19 protein-coding genes are annotated in these 21,649 nt (G+C 72.9%); 7 read left to right on the forward strand and 12 right to left on the reverse strand.

Annotation, left to right across the window (positions count from 1 at the left end):
- Positions 1 to 142 precede the first annotated feature (142 nt).
- From prcA to arc, 6 genes are all read right to left on the reverse strand, one after another.
- Entirely contained in the window at positions 143 to 970 is an 828-nt protein-coding gene (prcA, locus tag ACQUFX_RS08690) for a proteasome subunit alpha (protein WP_428965507.1), read from the reverse strand.
- A gap of 61 nt (positions 971 to 1,031) precedes the next feature.
- Positions 1,032 to 1,874 carry a proteasome subunit beta gene (gene prcB / locus ACQUFX_RS08695; RefSeq protein ID WP_067366792.1) on the reverse strand — a complete coding sequence of 281 codons (843 nt, stop codon included), beginning with the start codon at positions 1,872 to 1,874 and terminating at the stop codon, positions 1,032 to 1,034.
- The gene (locus ACQUFX_RS08700) at positions 1,790 to 2,479 is read right to left on the reverse strand and encodes an endonuclease VII domain-containing protein (RefSeq protein WP_428965508.1); all 690 of its coding nucleotides are present in this window, start codon (positions 2,477 to 2,479) and stop codon (positions 1,790 to 1,792) included. The genes prcB and ACQUFX_RS08700 overlap by 85 nt, the downstream gene beginning before the upstream one ends.
- Positions 2,480 to 2,500: 21 nt before the next feature.
- Positions 2,501 to 2,716 (reverse strand): ubiquitin-like protein Pup, encoded by a 216-nt coding sequence (locus tag ACQUFX_RS08705; protein WP_067366797.1) that lies wholly within the window; start codon positions 2,714 to 2,716, stop codon positions 2,501 to 2,503.
- A gap of 149 nt (positions 2,717 to 2,865) precedes the next feature.
- Positions 2,866 to 4,383 carry a depupylase/deamidase Dop gene (gene dop, locus ACQUFX_RS08710; RefSeq protein ID WP_428965509.1) on the reverse strand — a complete coding sequence of 506 codons (1,518 nt, stop codon included), beginning with the start codon at positions 4,381 to 4,383 and terminating at the stop codon, positions 2,866 to 2,868.
- Positions 4,384 to 4,570: 187 nt separating this feature from the next.
- Positions 4,571 to 6,352, reverse strand: a complete 1,782-nt coding sequence (gene arc, locus ACQUFX_RS08715) for a proteasome ATPase (RefSeq protein ID WP_428965510.1) — start codon at positions 6,350 to 6,352, stop codon at positions 4,571 to 4,573.
- 451 nt (positions 6,353 to 6,803) lie between these two features.
- Between arc and ACQUFX_RS08720 the strand changes: the two genes are divergently transcribed.
- The gene (locus tag ACQUFX_RS08720; RefSeq protein WP_428965511.1) at positions 6,804 to 7,091 is read left to right on the forward strand and encodes a ferredoxin; all 288 of its coding nucleotides are present in this window, start codon (positions 6,804 to 6,806) and stop codon (positions 7,089 to 7,091) included.
- A gap of 84 nt (positions 7,092 to 7,175) precedes the next feature.
- On the opposite strand, the gene ACQUFX_RS08725 is transcribed toward ACQUFX_RS08720, so the two are convergent.
- From ACQUFX_RS08725 to ACQUFX_RS08735, 3 genes are all read right to left on the reverse strand, one after another.
- The gene (locus ACQUFX_RS08725) at positions 7,176 to 7,748 is read right to left on the reverse strand and encodes a hypothetical protein (protein ID WP_396890553.1); all 573 of its coding nucleotides are present in this window, start codon (positions 7,746 to 7,748) and stop codon (positions 7,176 to 7,178) included.
- Between the two features lie 91 nt (positions 7,749 to 7,839).
- Entirely contained in the window at positions 7,840 to 8,862 is a 1,023-nt protein-coding gene (locus ACQUFX_RS08730) for a tRNA (adenine-N1)-methyltransferase (protein WP_428965512.1), read from the reverse strand.
- Positions 8,859 to 10,025 carry a site-2 protease family protein gene (locus tag ACQUFX_RS08735; protein WP_428965513.1) on the reverse strand — a complete coding sequence of 389 codons (1,167 nt, stop codon included), beginning with the start codon at positions 10,023 to 10,025 and terminating at the stop codon, positions 8,859 to 8,861. Before ACQUFX_RS08735 ends, ACQUFX_RS08730 begins: the two co-directional genes overlap by 4 nt.
- A 160-nt stretch (positions 10,026 to 10,185) precedes the next feature.
- Here ACQUFX_RS08735 and ACQUFX_RS08740 point away from each other — a divergent pair, with 160 nt between their 5' ends.
- The 5 genes from ACQUFX_RS08740 to ACQUFX_RS08760 all read left to right on the forward strand — a co-directional run bounded on the left by ACQUFX_RS08740 (position 10,186) and on the right by ACQUFX_RS08760 (position 16,685).
- Entirely contained in the window at positions 10,186 to 11,100 is a 915-nt protein-coding gene (locus ACQUFX_RS08740; RefSeq protein ID WP_428965514.1) for a RecB family exonuclease, read from the forward strand.
- 76 nt (positions 11,101 to 11,176) lie between these two features.
- Positions 11,177 to 12,394 carry a sensor histidine kinase gene (locus tag ACQUFX_RS08745; protein ID WP_428965515.1) on the forward strand — a complete coding sequence of 406 codons (1,218 nt, stop codon included), beginning with the start codon at positions 11,177 to 11,179 and terminating at the stop codon, positions 12,392 to 12,394.
- Positions 12,391 to 13,077, forward strand: a complete 687-nt coding sequence (locus ACQUFX_RS08750) for a response regulator (RefSeq protein ID WP_067372027.1) — start codon at positions 12,391 to 12,393, stop codon at positions 13,075 to 13,077. The genes ACQUFX_RS08745 and ACQUFX_RS08750 overlap by 4 nt, the downstream gene beginning before the upstream one ends.
- 291 nt (positions 13,078 to 13,368) lie before the next feature.
- Positions 13,369 to 14,136 carry an ABC transporter ATP-binding protein gene (locus ACQUFX_RS08755; RefSeq protein ID WP_428965516.1) on the forward strand — a complete coding sequence of 256 codons (768 nt, stop codon included), beginning with the start codon at positions 13,369 to 13,371 and terminating at the stop codon, positions 14,134 to 14,136.
- Positions 14,136 to 16,685: an ABC transporter permease gene (locus tag ACQUFX_RS08760; RefSeq protein ID WP_428965517.1), complete on the forward strand. Its 2,550-nt coding sequence runs from the start codon at positions 14,136 to 14,138 to the stop codon at positions 16,683 to 16,685. Before ACQUFX_RS08755 ends, ACQUFX_RS08760 begins: the two co-directional genes overlap by 1 nt.
- Before the next feature lie 68 nt (positions 16,686 to 16,753).
- Here the strand turns inward: ACQUFX_RS08760 and ACQUFX_RS08765 are convergent, their stop codons facing one another.
- Entirely contained in the window at positions 16,754 to 17,410 is a 657-nt protein-coding gene (locus ACQUFX_RS08765; RefSeq protein ID WP_428966903.1) for an HAD family hydrolase, read from the reverse strand.
- Between the two features lie 158 nt (positions 17,411 to 17,568).
- Positions 17,569 to 18,354, reverse strand: a complete 786-nt coding sequence (locus ACQUFX_RS08770) for a neutral zinc metallopeptidase (RefSeq protein ID WP_428965518.1) — start codon at positions 18,352 to 18,354, stop codon at positions 17,569 to 17,571.
- Between the two features lie 262 nt (positions 18,355 to 18,616).
- On the opposite strand from ACQUFX_RS08770, the gene ACQUFX_RS08775 reads away from it, so the two are divergent.
- The gene (locus tag ACQUFX_RS08775) at positions 18,617 to 20,284 is read left to right on the forward strand and encodes a fibronectin type III domain-containing protein (protein ID WP_428965519.1); all 1,668 of its coding nucleotides are present in this window, start codon (positions 18,617 to 18,619) and stop codon (positions 20,282 to 20,284) included.
- A gap of 91 nt (positions 20,285 to 20,375) precedes the next feature.
- Here the strand turns inward: ACQUFX_RS08775 and ACQUFX_RS08780 are convergent, their stop codons facing one another.
- Positions 20,376 to 21,401: a calcium:cation antiporter gene (locus ACQUFX_RS08780; RefSeq protein ID WP_428966904.1), complete on the reverse strand. Its 1,026-nt coding sequence runs from the start codon at positions 21,399 to 21,401 to the stop codon at positions 20,376 to 20,378.
- Positions 21,402 to 21,649: the final 248 nt, after the last annotated feature.

Here is a 21,649-nt window from a genome sequence, read left to right on the forward strand (position 1 = left end):
CACTGCTCACCACCGGGGAAACCACCGGGCGCGCCGCCGCCGGCCCGACCGGCGCCGGACGCCCTGGTCAGCGTGGGGCACAGACGGCGACCGGGCCGGTGAGGCGGATCGTCGCCCCACCGGCCCGGTCGCCGGACAACGCCTACTTCTGCGGGGTCCCGCCCTGCGGACCCTCCAGGTCGGCCGAGCCCGCCGACGTGGTCGGCTTGCCCGCCTCCTGGGTCGGGGTGGTCGGCTTCTCGTCCGCCGTCGGGGCCTCGGCCGGCGCCGCGTCCCCGGCCAACAGGGCGGTCAGCGCCGCCCCGGTGACCCGCCGGAAGGTCCGCCCGACCCGGCGCCGGTCCAGCACCGCCACCTCGAGCTGCTCGGCGGCGATGGTACGGGCCGCGCCGCCCTCCCCGCCGACGCTGCCCAGCGCCTGCACCGCGACCGTCACCGCCTCGGCGAGGGACATGTCCGGCCGGTGCCGCTCCTTCAGCACCCCGGTGATCGCCTCCGCCTGCCCACCCATCGCCATCCGGCCCGGCTCGTCGTTGACCGAGCCGTCGTAGGTCAGCCGGTACAACTCGTCGTCCTCGGCGCTCGCCCCGACCTGCGCCACGCAGATCTCCACCTCGAACGGCTTGGACTGCTCGGTGAAGATCGTCCCCAGGATCTGGGCGAAGGCGTTGGCCAGGGCCCGGCCGGTCACGTCCCGCCGGTCGTACGCCAGGCCGTTGAGGTCGGCCGTGCGCACCCCGAACCGGCGCAGGTTCTCGAACTCGTTGTACCGGCCGACCGCGGCGAAGCCGATCCGGTCGTAGATCTCACTGACCTTGTGCAGGGCGCTGGACAGGTTCTCCGCGACGAAGAGCACCCCGTCGGCGTAGCTCAGGACCACCGCGCTCCGCCCCCGGGCGATGCCCTTGCGGGCCAGCTCGGAGCGGTCGCGCATGATCTGCTCGGGCGAGGCGTAGAACTGCATGGCCACGGCGGCGGTTCTCCTTAGGGCACGTGGGTGACGACTGCTTCAAGGTGGACGACGGCCGGCGTCAGCCGCCCGGGTTCTCCCGACGGGCGGAGACCACGGTCTCGGCGAGCGCGGAGACCTCCTCCTCACCGAGCCGGTGGGTGCCCTCCGCCGTCGCGGTCATCACCACCGGGTAGATCCGGCGGATCAGGTCCGGGCCGCCGGTGGCGGTGTCGTCGTCGGCCGCGTCGTAGAGCGCGTCCACCGCCAGCCGGACCGCCTCGTCGACCGACACCCCCGGCCGGTACCGCTTCTTCAACGCCGACTTGGCGAACAGCGACCCGGAGCCGACGGCGTCGTAGCCGTACTCCTCGTAGGGACCGCCGGTGACGTCGAAGCTGAAGATCCGTCCGGCCCGCGCCGGGTCGGCGGCCGCGAGGTCGAAGCCGGCGAAGAGCGGCACCACCGCCAGGCCCTGCATCGCCGCGCCCAGGTTGCCCCGGATCATCGCGGCGAGCCGGTTGGCCTTGCCGTCCAGCGAGAGCATCGCGCCCTCGATCTTCTCGTAGTGCTCCAGCTCCACCTGGAACAGTCGCATCATCTCCAGGCCGATCGCCGCCGAGCCGGCGATGCCGACCAGCGAGTACGCGTCGGCCGGATGCACCTTCTCCATGGTGCGCTGGGCGATCATGTTGCCCATGGTGGCCCGCCGGTCGCCGGCCATCACCACGCCACCGTCGGCCACGATGGCCACGATGGTGGTCGCGTGCGGCGACAGCTCGCCGGCCGCGCCCGGCGGCAGCGGCCGGCGGCCGGGCAGCATCTCGGGAGCCACCCTGCTCAGGAACGTGGTGAAGGAGGACGTCGTCCCCGCGCTGGTGAACGCATCTGGTAGACGCCCGGATGGATCAAAAGCCGCTGCCACGTGGTTCCTCTCAGGTACGTGATCGCCCTGGCCAGCCTCGCGGGACTGTCACGGAACTGGCCAAGACCACCGTTGCAGTTGAAGCAGAGTATCCCGCGCACCCACCCGGTGCGATGATCGTGGTCCACATGTTCCGGATCGGGGTCGCCGCAGACCGCGCAGACCCCGCCCTGTTCCCTCAGGAGCTCATCGACGTCCTGCTGCCCGATCCCGTACCGCCGACGCAGGTGGTATTCGCGCGTGCCACCGTAGAGCCGCTGCTTCGACTCCCGGCCACGAGCGTTGTGACAGGGCTTGCAGTACGTGGCGTAACCGCTGCTGTCAGCGCGGTTGCCGGCAAACTCCCGCTCCGGTTTGACGGTCCCGCAATCGGCGCAGAACCGGTGCCCTTCCGGGATCTGCCGGAGAGGCCGCACCGCTCTGCCCTGCCGTTCCTCGACCCGCTTGGCGTAGCTGGCCTTGGACCGGACGTTGAAGCACGGCTTGCAGTAGCTGCCGCGCCCGCTGGGACGCCTGCTGTTCGCGCAGAAATCGTCGAGCGGCTTCCACTGCCCGCAGTCACGACACCGGCGACGACCGTCCCGGTCATCCAGGGGTACCGACATGTCCGTTTTACCCCAGAATGATCACTGACCTCCTTTTTGTACGTAACCCCTCACGAACTCCTCGGCGTTCTCCTCCAGGACGGAGTCGATCTCGTCCAGCAGGTCGTCGACGTCCTCGGTGATCTCGGCGTGCCGCTCGGCGACCTCCGGGTTCGCCTCGGTCGTGACGTCCTCGATCTCCTCGCCCTGCCGGGACTTGCCCGACTGCGACTGCCCGCCGCTGTCACGAGTGGCCATCTGCCGCCTCCTCCATGGTTGCTGGCGCCTGCGCGGTCATGGTTGCTGCCGCCTCCACGATCGCCTGCGATGAACTTACCTCGCGCGGGCGACGAAAAGCCCGTCGCGCGCCGGCCTTCGGCGCGCGACGGGCTCGCCGGGCCCGGCCGTCAGCCGCCGGTCAGGGTCTCCAGCAGGTCCTTCGCGCTCTCGCACCGGTCGAACAACGCACCGACGTGCGCGCGGGTGCCCCGCTCCGGCTCCATCATCGGCACCCGGACCAGCGACTCCCGGCCCACGTCGAAGATGACCGAGTCCCAACTCGCCGCGACCACCTCCGAGGCGTACTGGGCCAGGCAACGGCCCCGGAAGTAGGCCCGGGTGTCCTCCGGCGGCTCCGTCATCGCGGTCCGGGTCTGCTCCTCGGTCAGCAGCGTCCGCATCGACCCGCGCTGTACGAGGCGGTGGTAGAGCCCCTTCTCCGGGCGGACGTCGGAGTACTGCAGGTCGACCAGTTGGAGCTTGTGCGAGCCCCAGCCGAGCTTCTCCCGCTCCCGGTAGCCCTCCAGCAGCCGCAGCTTCGCCACCCAGTCCAGCGTGTCGGCGCAGGAGAACACGTCGCGGCCGAGCCGGTCCAGCGCGTCCTCCCACCGGTCCAGCACGTCCACGGTCTGCTCGTCGGCGTCGGCGCCGTACCGCCCGTCCACGAAGGAGCGGACCCGCTCGTAGTACGCCCACTGGACGTCCAGGGCGGTCAGCCGGCGGCCGTCGCGCAGCCGCATCAGGTGGGTCAGCGACGGGTCGTGGCTGACCGCCCGCAGCTCGCTGACCGGGTCGGCGATGCCCAGGTCCGGGCCGAGCGCCTTCTCCTCGATCATGGTGAGGATCAGCGCGGTGGTGCCGAGCTTCAGGTAGGTGGAGATCTCCGACAGGTTCGCGTCGCCGATGATCACGTGCAGCCGGCGGTACTTGTCGGCGTCGGCGTGCGGCTCGTCGCGGGTGTTGATGATCGGCCGCTTGAGGGTGGTCTCCAGCCCCACCTCGACCTCGAAGAAGTCGGCCCGCTGGGAGATCTGGAACCCGCTCTGCCCGCCGTCCTGGCCGATGCCGACCCGGCCGGCGCCGCAGACGATCTGCCGGGTCACGAAGAACGGCGTCAGGTACGCCACGATGTCGGCGAACGGCGTCTGCCGGCGCATCAGGTAGTTCTCGTGCGCGCCGTAGCTGGCGCCCTTGTTGTCGGTGTTGTTCTTGTACAGGTGGATGGGCTGGGTGCCCGGGATGGTGGCGGCCCGCCGGGCGGCCTCGGCCATCACCCGCTCGCCGGCCTTGTCCCACCGCACCAGGTCGAGGGGGTTGGTCACCTCGGGGGTGGAGTACTCGGGGTGGGCGTGGTCGACGTAGAGCCGAGCGCCGTTGGTGAGGATGACGTTGGCCAGCCCCAGGTCCTCGTCGGCGAGCGCCTCCGCCGGGTCGTACGCGGCCCCGGAGTAGGTGAAGCCGCGGGCGTCGCGCAGCGGCGACTCCTCTTCGTAGTCCCAGCGGGCCCGGCCGCCACGGTTGAGTTCCGGGCGCGCCCCGTAGGCGTTGACCACCTGGGAGGAGGTGACCATCGGGTTGGCCCCGGCCTGGCCGGGCACGGAGATGCCGTACTCGACCTCGGTGCCCATGATCCGTCTCACGCTCATCGAATTACCCGCTCCGCTCGCCGACCCGGTCCCCCGTCACGTCGAGCGTAGTCCGCGCGGGACACGATGGTGGTGTCGCGCCGCCACGGCGGGTTGCGGCAGCCACCGTGGCGTCCGGCCGGGACCGCGGTGGCGCGGACGCGCAGAGCCCGCGACGCGGGTGCGTCGCGGGCTCTGCGGGTTGCCGTTACAGGTACTGGCCGGTGTTGCTGGCGGTCTCGATGGACCGGCCGGCCTCGGCGCCCTTGCCGCCGGAGACGAGCGTGCGGATGTAGACGATCCGTTCGCCCTTCTTGCCGGAGATCCGGGCCCAGTCGTCGGGGTTGGTGGTGTTGGGCAGGTCCTCGTTTTCCCGGAACTCGTCGACGCAGGCGTCGAGCAGGTGCTGCAGGCGCAGCCCCTTGCGGCCGGAGGTGAGGAACTCCTTGATGGCCATCTTCTTGCCCCGGTCGACGATGTTCTGGATCATCGCGCCGGAGTTGAAGTCCTTGAAGTACAGGACCTCCTTGTCACCGTTGGCGTAGGTGACCTCGAGGAAGCGGTTCTCCTCGGTCTCCGAGTACATCCGCAGCACCACCGCGTCGATCATGGCGGCGACGGTGGCCTGCGCGTCGCTGCCGTGCTCGGCCAGGTCGTCGGCGTGCAGCGGCAGGCCGGAGAGGATGTACTTGGAGAAGATGTCCTTGGCCGCCTCGGCGTCCGGACGCTCGATCTTGATTTTCACGTCCAGTCGGCCCGGCCGCAGGATGGCCGGGTCGATCATGTCCTCCCGGTTGGAGGCGCCGATGACGATGACGTTCTCCAGCCCCTCCACGCCGTCGATCTCGCTGAGCAGCTGGGGGACGATGGTGTTCTCCACGTCGGAGGAGACACCGGAGCCCCGGGTCCGGAAGATCGAGTCCATCTCGTCGAAGAACACGATCACCGGGGTGCCCTCGCCGGCCTTCTCGCGGGCCCGCTGGAAGATCAGCCGGATGTGCCGCTCGGTCTCGCCGACGTACTTGTTGAGCAGCTCGGGACCCTTGATGTTGAGGAAGAAGCTGGTGTGCTTCTCCTTGCCCATCCGTTCGGCGATCTTCTTGGCCAGGGAGTTGGCCACCGCCTTGGCGATCAGGGTCTTGCCGCAGCCGGGCGGACCGTAGAGCAGGATGCCCTTCGGCGGCCGGAGCTGGTGCTCACGGAACAGGTCGGCGTGCAGGAAGGGCAGCTCCACCGCGTCGCGGATCTGCTCGATCTGCGCCTGGAGGCCACCGATGTCCTCGTAGTGGACGTCGGGCACCTCCTCCAGGACGAGTTCCTCGACCTCGCTCTTCGGGATCCGCTCGTACGCGTACGCCGAGCGGGGCTCGATCATGAGCGAGTCGCCGGCCCGGATCGCGCTGCCGATCAGGGTCTCGGCGAGGTGGACGATCCGCTCCTCGTCGGAGTGGGAGACCACCAGCGCCCGGTCCGCCTGACCGCCGGAGGGACTCTCCAGCAGTTCCTTGAGCATGACCACCTCGCCGACCCGTTCGTAGCCGAACGCGTCGACGACGTTGAGCGCGTCGTTGAGCAGGACCTCCTGGCCGCGTTGCAGCTCGGTGCCGTCCAGCGAGGGCGAGACGGCGACCCGGAGCTTGCGCCCGCCGGTGAAGATGTCCACCGTGCCGTCGTCGTGCCGTGCCAGGAAGACGCCGTAGCCACTCGGCGGCTGCGCCAGGCGGTCGATCTCCTCCTTGAGCGTCACGATCTGCGCGCGAGCCTCCTTGAGGGTGCTCACGAGCCGCTCGTTGTTCTCGGTCAGCCGCGCCAACTGCGCCTGGGTAGCCGCCAGCCGCTCTTCGAGCTGCCGGACGTGTCGGGGGCTTTCGGTCAACTTGCGCCGCACCAGAGCGAGTTCCTCTTGGAGAAACGCGACCTGCGTGGAGAGATCGTGGGCCTCCTTCTCCCACCGTGCGGCGCGCGAGTCCGCGTCGTCACTGCGTGCCACGTCCCACCTCCCCGGGGGGCTTGAACGTTCTTGCCTAACACTAGCCGCTGTGAGGCCGATTCGGTCCCACGCAACGCCCTCGTCACTGAACCTTGATCGCCACGACCCGACCGTGGACCCCGCCGGAGGCCCCGTGCCGTCCCCGCCGCCCCGGTCCCGACGACCGGGCCGCACCCCCCGGCCCACCCCACCGGGCCGGCCCTGAGCTGCGACGACGCGGGCCGCCGGGGGCTGTCGCCCGACCTCGCACGCCCGGCCGACGGGCCGGCGGGGGCGAGACCGACCCGGCCCGACATCTCGTCGCCCGTCGATGGCGCGCCGGCCGGCGACACGGGTCCGCGCCGGGAGTGGCGCGCGGGGTGTCGGTGGTGGCGTCCGGGGCCGGCGGGGCGCGGGCGCACGACCGGGGTACCGTCGGAGCCGTGGGACGCGAGAACATGGGGGTACGCCGGTGACCGAGGTCGCGACCGACCAGGTGCAGGTCTGGGTGGACCAGGACCTCTGCACCGGGGACGGGCTCTGCGTGCAGTACGCCCCGGAGGTCTTCGAGTTCGACGTCGACGGCCTGGCCTACGTCAAGGGCGCCGACGGTGAGCTGCGGCAGGCCCCGGGCAGCCGGGTGGACGTGCCCGGGCACCTGCGTCTCGAGGTGATCGACTCGGCGCGGGAGTGCCCCGGCGAGTGCATCCACGTGGTGCGCGACGACGGCGTCGAGATCGCCGGGCCGGACGCGGACTGAGCCACCCCGGTCGTCGGCCGGCCGGCACGACGCCGGGCGGCCGACGACCGGTGGCCGCCGGACGACCGGTGGCCGACGCCGGGCCTACAGCAGCGGCCGACCGACCACCGAGGCGACCAGCCGGGCGAACTCCTCCAGCCGGGCGATCTGGCCGGCCCCGCCGTCGTCGAGGGTCTTGCCGAACCGCAGCGCGTCGTGCCGGGGCGCGCCGACCAGCTCGTCGCCGGGCGGCGCCTCGTCGAGCGAGGTCAGCAGCAGGTACACGTCGATGCTGTCGACCCGGACCGTGCCGTTGTCGCCCCGGGTGAGCCGTCGCCGGCAGCCGACCTCGGTGACCGTGGAGATCGGCACCACCCGCAGCGACGAGGTCATCGCCCCGGCCGGGCCCTCCCCCGGCGGCACGTCCTCGCCGTGCCAGAGGATCAGCCGGCTGCCGTCGCAGACCACGACCTCCTGCCACACCCCGTTGACCTCGTTGACGAAGCGCTCGAGGGTGAAGCCGAGCACCGAGGCGCCGCGCAGCACCCCGCCGAGCGCCTCCAGCGCGACGTCCGGGTCCCGCAGGTACGCCCGCGCCGCCGACTCCAGGTCCTGGTACGGCGACCAGTCGGGGAAGACCGCCGGCACCTCGGCGCCGTCGAAACCGGGCAGGCTCATCGGGTGACCTCCGCCGCGACGGTGGGTTGGTGTGGTCCGCACGCGCCGGGCCGGCGGCACCCGGTCCGGCCGGGGGCGTCCAGCGCGGCGGTCACGGCTGGTCCAGCTCCGTCGGCGTACCGGCCGGGGTGTCGTCGGTGGCCGGCGCGGTGGCGGCCTGGCGGGCCGCCTCGGCCGCCCGCAGCGCCGCCCGCCGCTGGACGTACGCCTCGGTGCCCTTGCTCGGCTTGCGCCGGCGCGGCGGGGCGGTGACCCCGGGGGCGAGCTTGCGGGCGGAGACCAGGAACGCGGTGTGCGCGATCATGCGGTGGTCCGGGCGGACGGCGAGCCCCTCGGCGTGCCAGTCACGCACCAGCGACTCCCAGGCCCGGGGCTCGGTCCAGCCGCCCCGCTCGCGCAGCGCCTCCACCAGTTCGGACAGCTGCGGGGTGGTGGCGACGTACCCGATGAAGACGCCGCCGGGCAGCAGCGCCCGCTCGACCATGTCGAGGGTCTCCCACGGGGTGAGCATGTCCAGGATGATCCGGTCGAAGCCGGTCTCCGGGCAGTCCGCCACGTCCCCGACGTGCAGTGTCCAGGCCGGGTGGGGGCCGTTGAAGAAGGCCTCGACGTTGCGGCGGGCGATCTGCGCGAAGTCGTCGCGCACCTCCCAGGAGTGCAGCTCGCCGGTGGGGCCGACGGCGCGCAGCAGGGAGCAGCTCAGCGCGCCGGAGCCGGCGCCGGCCTCCAGCACCTTCGCCCCGGGGAAGATGTCGCCCATGGCGACGATCTGGGCGGAGTCCTTCGGGTAGATGACCTGGGCGCCGCGCGGCATCGACAGCACGTAGTCCGACAGCAGCGGGCGCAGGGCGAGGTACGCGGTGCCGCCGCCGGAGGTGGTGACCACGCTGCCGTCGGGCTGGCCGATCAGCGCGTCGTGCTCCAGGATGCCGCGATGGGTGTGGAACGCCTTGCCCACCTCCAGGGTGACCGTGTGCATCCGCCCCTTCGGGTCGGTCAGCTGCACCCGGTCGCCGGGCCGGAAGGGGCCACGGTGCACGGGGGGCAGCGCCGGGGTGGGGCCGGGCGCCGTCGGGCCCGGGTCGGTCGAGGTCGCAGGGGGGTGAACGGTCACGTGTTCCACTTCCGGTTCGAGTTCCGTCTGGGTTCGAGGAGCTGCGCCAGATCCGCGATGTGCAGAACGCCGACGACATTTTCGCCTGCCGTCACGACGTACTGCGCGCCCGGGTGGGTCTGCACCGTCTCCATCACCCGTTCACCGTCGAGATCCACCGGCATCGTGGGCAGGCCGGCCAGCGACCGGGCCACCGCGTCGACCGCCAGCCAGGGCCGGCGTTCCACCGGGACGGCCGCCGCGGCGGCCGGGTCGACCACGGCCAGTGGCCGGCCGGCGGAGTCGGTGACGGCGAGCACCGCCTGCGGCTGGCCGCCGGCGTCGCGCCGGCGCTGCGCCTCGGCCAGCGGGGTGCCGGTGGGCACCGGCAGCAGCGGTCGGGCCAGCCGGGCCAGGTCGATCAGCGGGAACCGGCGGCTGACCCGGGCGATCCGGATCGACTGCCCGGCCCCCCGCCACAGGGTCACCGCGACCAGCAGCATCAGCGGCACGGCCAGCGGGGCGAGGATCCCGTTGAGGACCAGCAGGATCACCAGCACGGCGGTACCGGCGGCGACGGCCCGGCCGATCCACCCGGCGACCTCGGTGCCGACGTGCCGGTCCCGGGTGACCGCCCAGACCGCGGCCCGCAGGGCCCGGCCGCCGTCCAGCGGCAGCCCGGGCAGCATGTTGAACACGGCCACGATGACGTTGCTGACCGCCAGTTGGAAGGCGAGCTGGTTGAGCAGGGTGCGGTCGGGCAGGGCGAGGGTGGCGGCGGTGGCGGCCACGCCGAGCACCGCGGAGATCGCCGGCCCGGCGAGGGAGACCAGCAGGTCGACGCGGGGGCTCGGGGCGTCGCGGTCCATCTCGGTGTACCCGCCGAGCAGTTCGAGGGTGATCCCGCGCACACCGATGCCGTAGCGGCGGGCGGTGAGGGCGTGGCCGAGTTCGTGCAGCAGCACCGAGCCCAGCAGCGAGACGACGAACCCGAAGCCGATCAGGTACCCGGCCGGCGGGGACAGCCCGAGCCGGTGCCCGGCGAACTCGCCGTACAGGATGGTGATCAGCAGGGCGAGCAGCAGCATCGAGGCGTTGAGGTACAGCGGCACCCCGAACACCCGGCCGACGCTGAGTCCGGGTCGGTGGTCACGGCGTCGGGGCGCTTCGGTTCTCTGCTGCACCTTCCCGATGCTACGGACCGCCGGGAGCGGGCCCGCCCGCGCGGCGGCCGGCGCGCCCCGGCGGCGGGGGCCGCATCGACCGGGGTACGGGCCGACCGGGCGGGGCCGACGCCGGCGGGGTGCGGCCCGGCTGTCACACCGGTGCCCTAACCTTCCGGGCATGACGGCGGAACCGGTGATCATCCAGCAGTCCTCGGCCGGGGTGGAGGTGCCCGCGACGGTCCGGGCCTCGCTGTCCCCGTCCCGGGCGGCGGACTTCAAGACCTGCCCGCTGCTGTACCGGCTGCGCAGCATCGACCGGCTGCCCGAGCGGCCGACCGTGGAGCAGGCCCGGGGCACCCTGGTGCACGCGGTGCTGGAGCGGCTGTTCGACCTGCCGGCGGCGGGGCGCACCCCGCAGGCGGCCGGTGACCTGGTGGCCCCGCAGTGGGACCGGCTGGTCACCGAGCAGCCGGAGCTGGCCGACCTGTTCGAGGGGGCCGCGCCGGAGGCCGCCGGGGAGTTCCTGCGCTCGGCCGCCGCGCTGCTGGAGGGGTACTTCACGGTGGAGGACCCGCGCCGGTTGGAGCCGGCCGAGCGGGAGGCGCTGATCTCCGCCGTGGTCGACGACGAGCTGCTCATCCGGGGCTACCTCGACCGGCTGGACGTGGCACCGGACGGCGCGCTGCGGGTGGTGGACTACAAGACCGGCGGGGCGCCCCGGGAGGCGTTCGAGGCGCGGGCGCTGTTCCAGCTCAAGTTCTACGCGCTGGTGCTGTGGCGGACCCGGGGGGTGGTGCCCCGGGTGCTGCGCCTGCTCTACCTGCGCGACGCCGAGGTGTGCGACTACACCCCGGACGCCGAGGAGCTGGCCCGCTTCGAGCGCACGGTGGTGGCGCTGTGGCGGGCGATCGAGCAGGCCACCGAGCGGCAGGACTTCCGGCCCCGGCCGAGCCGGCTGTGCGACTGGTGCAACCACCAGGCGCACTGTCCCAGTTTCGGGGGCACCCCGCCGCCGTTCCCGGTGGGCGCGGTGGCGGCGGGTCCGCAGCCGGACGCCCGGTCCGCGCCCTCCGCGCCGGGTGCGGACGAGTGACCCTCATCCTCGGGGAGGATGGCACAGTCACCGCTGGCGACGATCACAGCGGCGTACGGGCGGTTAGCGTCGCGGTATGACCGGCGCACGGGCGTTCCTGCGTGGGCGTCCGCTGCTCGCGGACGCCCTCCTCGCCGGTGCCCTGCTGCTGTTCGACGTCGTGTTCACGCTGCTCAGCCCGCGCGAGTTCGGGCCGGGTCGGCTGCCGACACCGTGGCTGTGGAGTGTGCTGTGCGCCGCGCCGGTGGTGCTGCGCCGCCGCGCGCCGGTGGTCGCGGTGGGTGTGGCGCTGGCCACCCTGGCCCTGCCCGTCTGGTTCGACGCGGTGCCGAACACCCAGGGGCTGGCCTTCGTGGTGCTGACCTACACGCTGGCGGCGCGCGGCTCAGCGTGGCGGGCGGCGCTGGCGGCGGTGGTGTTGTGGGTGCCGGTGATGACGCTGAACGCGGTGGTGCCGCTGACCAGCCCACTCGACGTGTCCAGCGCGTACCTGGTGCTCAACAACCTGCTCACCGCGCTGGTGTCGTACGCGGTGGGGCGGGCGGTGCACGCCCGGCGGACGACCCTGTCGGCGCTGCGGGAGCGGGCCCGCGCCGCGGAGGAGAACCAGCGCACCCTGGCCGAGCAGGCGGTGGCGCAGGAGCGCCGCCGCATCGCCCGGGAGCTGCACGACATGGTCGCCCACCAGGTGAGCGTGATGGGGGTGCTGGCGACCGGGGCGCGGCGGGTGCTGCGCCGGGACCCGGACGCCGCCGACGAGGCGATCGCCACCATCGAGCAGAGCAGCCGGACCACCCTGCGGGAGATGCGCCGGCTGCTGGACGTGCTGCGCTCCGACGCCGAGCCGGCCGCCGACCTGGCCCCGCAGCCGGGGCTGGCCGGGATCGAGGAGCTGGTGGAGCAGGCCCGGCAGGCGGGCCTGCCGGTGACCCTGGCGGTGGCGGGCGACGCCACTCCGGTGCCGGAGGGGGTGGCGCTGGCGGTGTACCGGATCGTGCAGGAGGCGCTGGCCAACGCGGTCCGGCACGCCGGGTCGGCGACCGCGCGGGTGCGGGTGGCGGTCGACGACGGGCGCCTGACGGTCGAGGTGACCGACACCGGGCGGGGGGCGCCGCCGGGGCCGGCCGGTCCGGGACACGGGCTGGTGGGGATGCGGGAGTGGGTGGGCCTCTACGGTGGGACCCTGCACACCGGGCCCCGGCCCGGCGGCGGGTTCCGGGTGTACGCGCGGATCCCGGTGGAGCAGGCGGACGGTGTTCCGGCGGGGGCCGGTGGGGACAGGGAGAGCAGATGACCGACCAGGCGGCGCCGGCGCGACCGGTACGGATCCTGCTCGTCGACGACCAGCCGCTGCTGCGGACCGGGTTCCGGATGGTGTTGGGCGCGGAGGAGGACCTGGACATCGTCGCCGAGGCCGGCGACGGCGTGGAGGCGGTGGACCTGTCCCGCCGGCTGCTGCCGGACGTGGTGCTGATGGACATCCGGATGCCCCGGATGGACGGGGTGGCCGCGACCCGCGCGATCGTCGAGGCGAAACTGCCGGTGCGGGTGCTGATCCTGACCACGTTCGACCTGGACGAGTACGTGGTGGGGGCGCTGCGCGCCGGGGCGAGCGGGTTCCTGGCCAAGGACGTGCCCGCCGAGGACCTGGTGGCGGCGATCCGGACGGTGGCGGCCGGGGACGCGGTGGTCGCCCCGCGCATCCTCAAGCGGCTGCTGGACCGGTTCGCCGGGGTGCTGCCGGACCCGGCGGCGGGCCCGCCGAAGACCCTGGGCGGGTTGACCGAGCGGGAGCGGGAGGTGCTGGGGCAGGTGGCCCGGGGCCTGTCCAACGCCGAGATCGCCCGGGAGTTGTCGGTGAGCGAGACGACGATCAAGACTCACGTGGGGCACGTGCTGACCAAGCTCGGACTGCGCGACCGGGTCCAGGCGGTGGTGCTGGCGTACGAGTCGGGCCTGGTCCGGCCGCGGGGCTGAGCCGGTCGCCGGCCGGCGGCCGGAGCGGGGCGGGTTGCCGCGGTCGGCAGGGCCTGGCCCCGTGCGGTCCGCTTCCTTTCGTCACGGGCCGGCGGCGCGGTGCCACGATGACGGCCGGGTGGTCAGGGGTAACCCTGAGTCGGCATCGGGGCCGACCCGCAGCGGGAAATCCGCCGTGCCTACACCCGGAGTTGGACGGTTCGCCGCCGTCGGGCACCGAGGATGAGAACAGCCGCGCCGACCAGCGGGGGGCGGCGCGGAACGCCGGCACAGACGGAAGGGGTAGATGACGTGACCGCGACGGTAGGGCGGCAGGCGCAGGCCGCCGCTCGGGCGAACGACGTGTGGAAGGTGTACGGCAGCGGCGAGGCGCAGGTCGCCGCCCTGCGGGGGGTCAGTGTCGAGTTCGAGCGGGGCCGGTTCACGGCTATCATGGGTCCGTCCGGGTCCGGCAAGTCGACGCTGATGCACTGCCTGGCGGGGCTGGACGCGGTGACCCGGGGCACGGTCACGATCGGGGACACCACCGTGACCGGGCTGCGCGACGCCGGCCTGACGACGCTGCGCCGGGACAAGGTCGGCTTCATCTTCCAGCAGTTCAACCTGCTGCCCACGTTGACGGCCAAGGAGAACATCCTGTTGCCGATGTCGATCGCCGGGCGCAAGCCCGACCCGGCCTGGTACGACACGGTGATCGCCACGGTGGGGCTGAAGGACCGTCTCGACCACCGGCCGGCGCAGCTCTCCGGTGGCCAGCAGCAGCGGGTGGCGTGTGCCCGGGCCCTGGTCGCCCGGCCCGAGGTGATCTTCGCCGACGAGCCGACCGGGAACCTGGACTCCCGCTCCGGCGCGGAGGTGCTGAGCTTCCTGCGCAACTCGGTCCGGGAGCACGGGCAGACCATCGTGATGGTGACCCACGACCCGACCGCCGCCGCGTACGCCGACCGGGTGGTCTTCCTCGCCGACGGGCAGATCGTCACCGAGCTGATCGAGCCGACGGCGGAGACCGTGCTGGACACCATGAAGAAGCTGGACACCCCCGCCGAGGTGACCGGCTGATGTTCCGGGCGACACTGAAGAGCCTGCTGGCCCGCAAGGTACGGCTGGTCCTGTCCGGCCTGGCGGTGGTGCTGGGGGTCATGTTCGTCTCCGGGGCGTTCGTGCTCACCGACACCCTCGGCAGGTCCTTCGACAAGGTCTTCGCCGACGCGTACGCCGGGGTGGACGTCAACGTGGCGGCCAAGCCGAACGTGCGGGTCTCCGAGGCCGAGGGGATGACCCTGTCCCCGGCGTTCCCGGCCGAGACGGTGCAGCGGGTCGCGGCGGTGCCGGGGGTGGCCGACGCGGTCGGGGTGGTGGCCGCCGACGGGGCCCGGCTGATCGGCAGCAACGGCAAGGTGGTCACCTCGTTCGGGCCGCCGCAACTGGGGTCCAACTGGGTCGGCGAGGGCGACCTGCTCCAGCTCCGGGAGGGACGCGCGCCGCGCGCCGACGACGAGATCGTGGTCAACGCGGCGCTGGCGCAGGCCGCCAAGGTGGGCGTCGGCGACCGGGTCGGGGTGCTGACCCTGGCCCCGAAGCGGGAGTTCACCCTGGTCGGGGTCTTCGGCTACAGCGGGGGGCGGGACTCCGTCGGCGGGTCCCACGAGATCTACTTCACCACGCCGGTGGCGCAGGAGTTGATGCTCGGCGAGACCGGCGTCTTCAACAGCGTCACGGTCACCGCGGCGGACGGGGTGACCGACGCCGGGCTCCGCGACGAGGTGGCCCGGGCCCTGGGCGACGGGTTCGAGGTGAAGACCGGCGCGCAGTTGTCCGAGGAGATGTCGGCCGACCTGAAGGAGGGGCTGGCGTTCTTCAACCGGATCCTGCTCGGCTTCGCCGCGGTGGCGCTGCTGGTCGGCACGTTCCTGATCCTCAACACGTTCTCGATCATCGTCGCGCAGCGCACCCGGGAGCTGGCGCTGCTGCGGGCCATCGGGGCAAGCGGCAAGCAGATCATCGGCTCGGTGGTGCTGGAGGCGGTGGCGGTGGGTCTGCTCGCCTCCGTGTTCGGGCTGGCCGCCGGGGTCGGGGTGGGTGCGCTGCTGGCGTACCTGTTCGGGACCTTCGCCGGTGGGCTGGACCTGGCCGGGATCGCGGTGCCGGCCAGCGCGGTGCTCAGCGCGTTCGGCGTCGGCCTGGTGATCACGGTGGTGGCGGCGTTGCTGCCGGCGCTGCGGGCGGCCCGGATCCCGCCGATCGCGGCCATGCAGGACGTGGCCACCCCGGACCGGCCACTGACCAGGATCACCGTGAGCGGGGCGGTGGTCACCGCCGTCGGCGCCACGCTGCTGGCACTCGGGCTGACCGACAACGCCGGCGACAGCGTCCTGCCGGTCATCCTCGGCGGGGTGCTGTTCACCTTCGTCGGGGTGGCGCTGCTGACCCCGCTGATCAGCCGCCCGGTGGTGTCCCTGCTCGGGGCGCTGTTCGCCTTCTCCGTGCCGGGCCGGCTGGGCCGGCTCAACTCCGGGCGCAACCCGCGCCGCACCGCGATCACCGCCGCCGCGCTGATGGTGGGCATCGCGCTGGTCACCGGCGTGACGGTGATCCTGGACTCGGCCAAGAGCAGCCTCAGCGCCCTGGCCCAGGACAGCATCAAGGCCGAGTTGGTGATCGCCGGGGCGCAGGTCGGTCCGCGTCCGGCGAGCTTCGACCGCGACGTGCTGACCGAGGCGGCGCAGATCCCCGGGGTACGCCTGGCCGGCGGCGAGTACGGCGACATGGCGATGGTCGACGGCCAGCGGACCTGGGTGGGGGCCAGCAGCGACCCGACCGCGCTGCGGCAGATCTTCGGCGTCGAGCGGGCCGCCGGTGACGTCGACCGGATCGGCCCGGAGCAGATGCTGGTCCGGGCGGAGACGGCGACGTCACGCGGCTGGTCGGTCGGGTCGACGGCGCAGGTGCAGTTGTCCCGGGGCGAGCCGCGCACCTTCACGGTCAGCGGCATCTACCGCAGCGACGTGTACACCAACCCGGTGACGCTGCCGCCGACCGTGACGGCGGACTTCGCGGTCCCGCACCCGATCCAGGGCTTCGTCCAACTGGACCCGGGCACCCGGGTCGACGACGTGCTGCCCCGGGTGGAGGCGCTGCTGGCCGACAGCCCCGAGGTGTCGGTGGCCGACCGGGACGCGTTCATCGAGCAGCAGGCCAGCCAGTTCGACACCCTGCTCACGATGATCCAGATCCTGCTGGCGCTGGCCATCGTGATCGCCGTCCTCGGCATCGTGAACACCCTGGCCCTGTCGGTGCTGGAGCGGACCCGGGAGTTGGGGCTGCTGCGGGCGATCGGGCTGCGCCGGGCGCAGACCATGCGGATGATCACCGTCGAGGCGGTGGTGATCTCGGTGTTCGGCGCGCTGCTGGGCACCGTCGTCGGCACCGGCCTGGGTGCGGCGGTGGTCCGGGCGTTGCGCGAGGACGGCATCACCGACCTGGTGCTGCCGTGGACCCAGATGGGTGTCTTCCTGGGCCTGGCCGCGCTGATCGGGGTGATCGCGGCGGCGCTGCCGGCCGTCCGGGCCGCCCGGATCAACGTCCTCGGCGCGATCGCGCACGACTGACGGTTTCGGGTGGCGGAGGGCCCCGGTCGGGTACGGCCGGGGCCCTCGGCGCGTCCGTGGTCGACGGGTCAGCGGGGGTCGCTGGTCGGCGCGCCCAGCAGGGCGCCGAGCAGGTCCAGGTCCGCGCCGGTCAGGTCGGCCAGTTGGCGGACCCCGTCGACCGGGTCGAGGGGCACCTCCGCCGGGACGGCCAGCACCGCGGCGCCGGCGGCGACGGCGCTGGCCACCCCGGTCGCGGAGTCCTCGATCGCCACACACCGGTCGATCGGCACCCCCAGCAGCCGGGCGGCGGTCAGGTACGGCTCCGGATGCGGCTTGGTCGAGTCGACCTCGTCGCCGCAGACCACCACGTCGAAGCTGTCCCGGCCCAGCGTGTCCAGGGCCACCTCGACCAGCGCCCGGCCGCTGGAGGTGACCAGGGCGGTCGGGATCCGCGCCGCCCGCACCGCGCTGAGCAGGGCCAGCGCCCCCGGCCGCCACCGCAGGCCGGTGCGGAACAGCTCCAGGATCCGGGCGTCGACCCAGGCGGCGCTGCGCGCCGGATCCCGGTGCGGCTGGTCGAGGTCGGCGTGCAGGATCCGCATCGACTCGGCCATGCTGGTGCCGATGATCGCCCGGCGGGCGGCGGTGGAGAGGGTGCCGCCGTAGCTGACGGCCAGCTCCTCCAGGGCGATGTCCCACAGCTTCTCGCTGTCGACCAGCGTGCCGTCCATGTCGAACAGCACGGCGGCGGGATGGTGGCGGTTCACCGGGTCCTCCTGCGGTCGTCGCGACGGCCACGGGTCGACGGCGGCAGCGGCCGACCGCGGCTCGGGCACCTGCGCCGATCCTGTCAGGGTCGGCGGCCCGCCGGGGCACCGGGGCACCCGCGCCGTGACCCGGCTCAACCCAGGTCGCAGCCGGCCAGGGAACGCTCGTACCCCCGGAAGAAGGAGTCGGCGCGCTGCTGCGGGGTGCCGTGCGCGCCCTCGGCGAACCACGGCTGGTCCGGGTCGTCGCCGACGGCGAGCAGCCCCTCGCGGAACTCCTCCAGGTCACCGTCGTCGAGCACGAGCGTCCCGGCCCGCACCGAGTCACCGAGGAACGCCCCGGCCATGCAGTCGGCCTGCAACTCCTGCTGGATGGTGAAGCTGTACCGGATGCCGAGGCGGATCTGCACGCCGTGCGCGTACTCGTGGCCGAGCAGGTAGAACACGAACGCGTCGCCGATCTGCCGGAACGCCGAGAACGACCAGTTGATGTCGTACGCGATGAAGTCGCCCGGGGTGCAGTACACGGCGTTGTTGGCCGGGATAGCCTGGCCGCCGCAGGTGACCTCCCCGTCGCGCTGGTACGTGACGACCCGCCGGACCGGCTGGAACCGCTGGCCGGAGGCGCGGAACTGCTCCGCCCAGTACCGCTCGGCGAGCCGCTGCGCGTCGGCCATGTCCTGCTGGAACTCCTCCGGGGTGTCGGTGCCGTCCGCCCGGGTGGTCTGCGCGCCCGGGCCACGGTCCTGCTGCGCCTGGGACCGCCGGGGCTGCTCCGGGTCCTGCGACTGCGGCGGCACCCGGGGCGGGGGCCCGTCCTCCTCGGGCAGCCCGCCGACCACGCAGCCGGCCGCGGCGACCAGGGCCACCACCAGAGCGGCCAGCGAGCCACGGGGCCGACGTCGCGCGTGTGCCGTCACAGTGGACCTCCCCAGGCGTCGGGCGGTGGGGCGACAGGTACCCCGACGGCCGGTCCGTCATGCCCGTCGAGATCATCTACGGGCGGGGCGGGGCGGACGGTTCACCGCAGGGCCCGCCCGGTTCTCCCCCGCCGGTCGCGCCGCCGGTGGGACGTGCGCCACATCCGGGCGCCGCCACGGGTCACGTCAAGTCAGCCGTAGGTCGGCGCTAAGTGATCACGGGTGTACTCGGTGCCCCATCTCCAGGAAGGGCACCGCACTGATGCGAGCACAGTTCCCCGCCCGGATCCGGCCACGTCCCGGGCAGAGCGCGCTCACCGCCGTCACGACGCTGACGATGGTGGCCGCGCTCGCCGCCGTGGCGACCGGTCGACCGGCGGCGGAGCCCGGCGCGCCGCGCCTGGTCTCCGGACCGGTGGACATCACCGACACCCCCGGCACGATCACCGACCAGTACGGCACCACCGGCGCCGAGGGCGTCGAGAAGGTGATCGACAACTCCCCGTACCGCAAGTACTTCACCTGGCACAGCACCGGCTGGATCCAGTTCGTGGCGGACACCCCGGCGACGGTCACCGGGTACGCGGTGACGTCGGCCAACGACGCCCCCGACCGCAACCCGCGCTCCTGGGTCTTCGAGGCGTCCACCGGCACGGGTTCGTGGACCGCGCTGGACACCCGCAGCAACCAGACCTTCCTCACCGGCTTCGAGACCAGGACGTTCTCGTTCGCCAACACCCAGTCGTACCGGCACTACCGGCTGCGGATCACCGGCAACGACGGCTCCCCCGACCTCCAGCTCGCCGAGTGGCGGATCTTCGGCACCACCACCGCCACCACCCCCGCGCCGAGCGCGCCGACCGGCTTCCAGGCCACCGGCGTCTCCGGCGACCAGATGCTGCTCACCTGGACCGACACCACCCGCTACGAGACGACGTACCGGCTGGAACGCTCGACCGGCGGCGGCGCCTGGACCCCGCTGGCGGTCCTGCCGACCGCCACCACCCGGTACCGGGACCTGAAGCTGCCCGGCAGCAGCACCTACCAGTACCGGCTGCGGGCGGAGAACGCCGCCGGGGTCACCGGATGGGTCACCGCCGGCGGCACCACCCTCAGCGCCACCGTGCCGAACACCTGGACCGAGGTGTGGCACGGCGACCCCGGCGACAACGAGGTGCTCACCAAGGTGGTCACCGACGCCGACCTGACCGTCTGGCGGACCACTGGGCTGGCCGGCACCGACCTGACCTGGGCCAAGGACTACACCAAGCAGCTCTGGCAGTACCTCCAGGCGACCTACGGCGGGCTGGCCGGGCAGAAGCTGCACGCGGTCTTCCACGAGGAACCGGGGCTCGGCGGCACCGCGCGGGTGCTCTTCGACGCGGAGACCTCGCACCGCAACATGGTCGACTTCACCGGCGACGGCTGGACCTCGGCCACCGAGGCCCGGCGCGACATCATCGCCCACGAGATCGGCCACGTCGTCGAGTCCAGCGCCCACGACGTGCACGGCTCGCCCGCGTTCGGGATCTGGGGCGACAGCAAGTGGTGTGAGATCTTCCAGTACGACGTGTACCTGGCGCTGGGGCTGACCGCGCACGCCACCCGCTGGTACGACGAGAAGATGACCACCGTCGACGACTTCCCCCGGGCCGGTACCCAATGGTTCCGGGACTGGTTCCACCCGATCTACCAGGACCACGGGGGCGTCGCCACGCTGGACCGGTTCTTCCTGCTGCTGTCGACGCACTTCCACCGCTTCGACGGCGGGTACGCCCGCGAGCTGAACTGGGGCGAGTTCGTGCACTTCTGGAGCGGCGCGGCCGGCACGGACCTGAAGCCGCTGGCCACGGCGGCGTTCGGCTGGCCCGCCGAGTGGCAGGCCCAGTACCTGCGGGCCCAGCAGGACTACCCGGGGGTCACCTACTGACCCCGCCGGACGGGGTGGGCCGCCGGACCTGGCGGCCCACCCCGTCCCCGTCCCCGCCTCGTCCGGGACGGGGCCGGGACGGGGCGGCGGGTCAGGGGCTGGCGGCGAGGAAGACGAAGGCGCCGAGGATGGCCAGGTGCACCCCGCCCTGGAGCAGGGTGGCCCGACCCGGAACGACGGTGAGCACCCCGGCGACGGCGGTGAGGGCCAGCAGCGCCATCTCGGTGCCGCCCAGCCCCAGCAGCAACGGACCCTCCAGCCAGATGCTGGCGACGGCGATGGCCGGGATGGTCAGGCCGATGCTGGCCATCGCCGAACCGAGGGCGAGGTTGAGGCTGATCTGCACCCGGCCCCGGCGGGCGGCGCGGGCGGCGGCGAGGGTCTCCGGCAGCAGCACCAGCAGGGCGATGACGACGCCGACGAAGGACGGCGGCAGGTTGGCCTTGGCCACCCCCGCCTCCAGGGTGGGCGAGACGGTCTTGGCGTCGCCGACCACCGCGACCAGCGCCACGACCAGCAGCCCGAGACTGGCCAGGGCGGCGCGGGTCGACGGCGGGTCGGCGTGCTCGTCGGCGGTGACCGTGCCGTCGTCGTGCGGCACCGGGAGGAAGTAGTCGCGGTGCCGCCCGGTCTGCACCATGACGAACAGCAGGTACAGGGCGAGCGAGGCGACCGCCGCGAAGGCCAGTTGGGCGGGGGTGAACTGGGGGCCGGGCCGGCTGGTGGTGAAGGTCGGCACCACCAGGCTCAGGGTGGCCAGGGTCGCCACGGTGGCCAGGGCCCCGCCGGTGCCCTCCGGGTTGAACACCGCGACACCCCGGCGCAGCGCGCCGAGCAGCAGCGACAGCCCCAGGATGCCGTTGCAGGTGATCATCACGGCGGCGAAGACGGTGTCCCGGGCCAGGGCCTGGGTCTTCTCCCCGCCACTGATCATCAGGGTGACGATGAGCGCGACCTCGATCACGGTGACCGCGACCGCGAGGACCAGCGACCCGTACGGCTCCCCCACCTTGTGCGCCACCACCTCGGCGTGGTGGACCGCGGCGAGGACCGCGCCGGCCAGGAAGAGGGCGACCACCGCCACCACCGGGCCGGGCAGGGTACGGTTCCAGGTCATCGCGAGCAGCACGACCGCGAGCAGCGGCACGACCACGGTCCAGTGACGTAGCTGGGCACGGAGGGTAGCGATCACCCGTCCCACCTTGCCAGACGCGGTGATCATGTTACCGGCAACAGCCCCCTGCCACGCCGACGGGTAACACCCGGCACCCCCGCCCGACGGACCGGGCGACCGGCCGGACCGGTGATGTCACACAGCATTCACACAAACCGATCTAGACGATGCCTCCACGACTGTCTATACAT

The organism is Micromonospora fluostatini, from assembly GCF_050410825.1.
GTDB lineage: Bacteria > Actinomycetota > Actinomycetes > Mycobacteriales > Micromonosporaceae > Micromonospora > Micromonospora rosaria.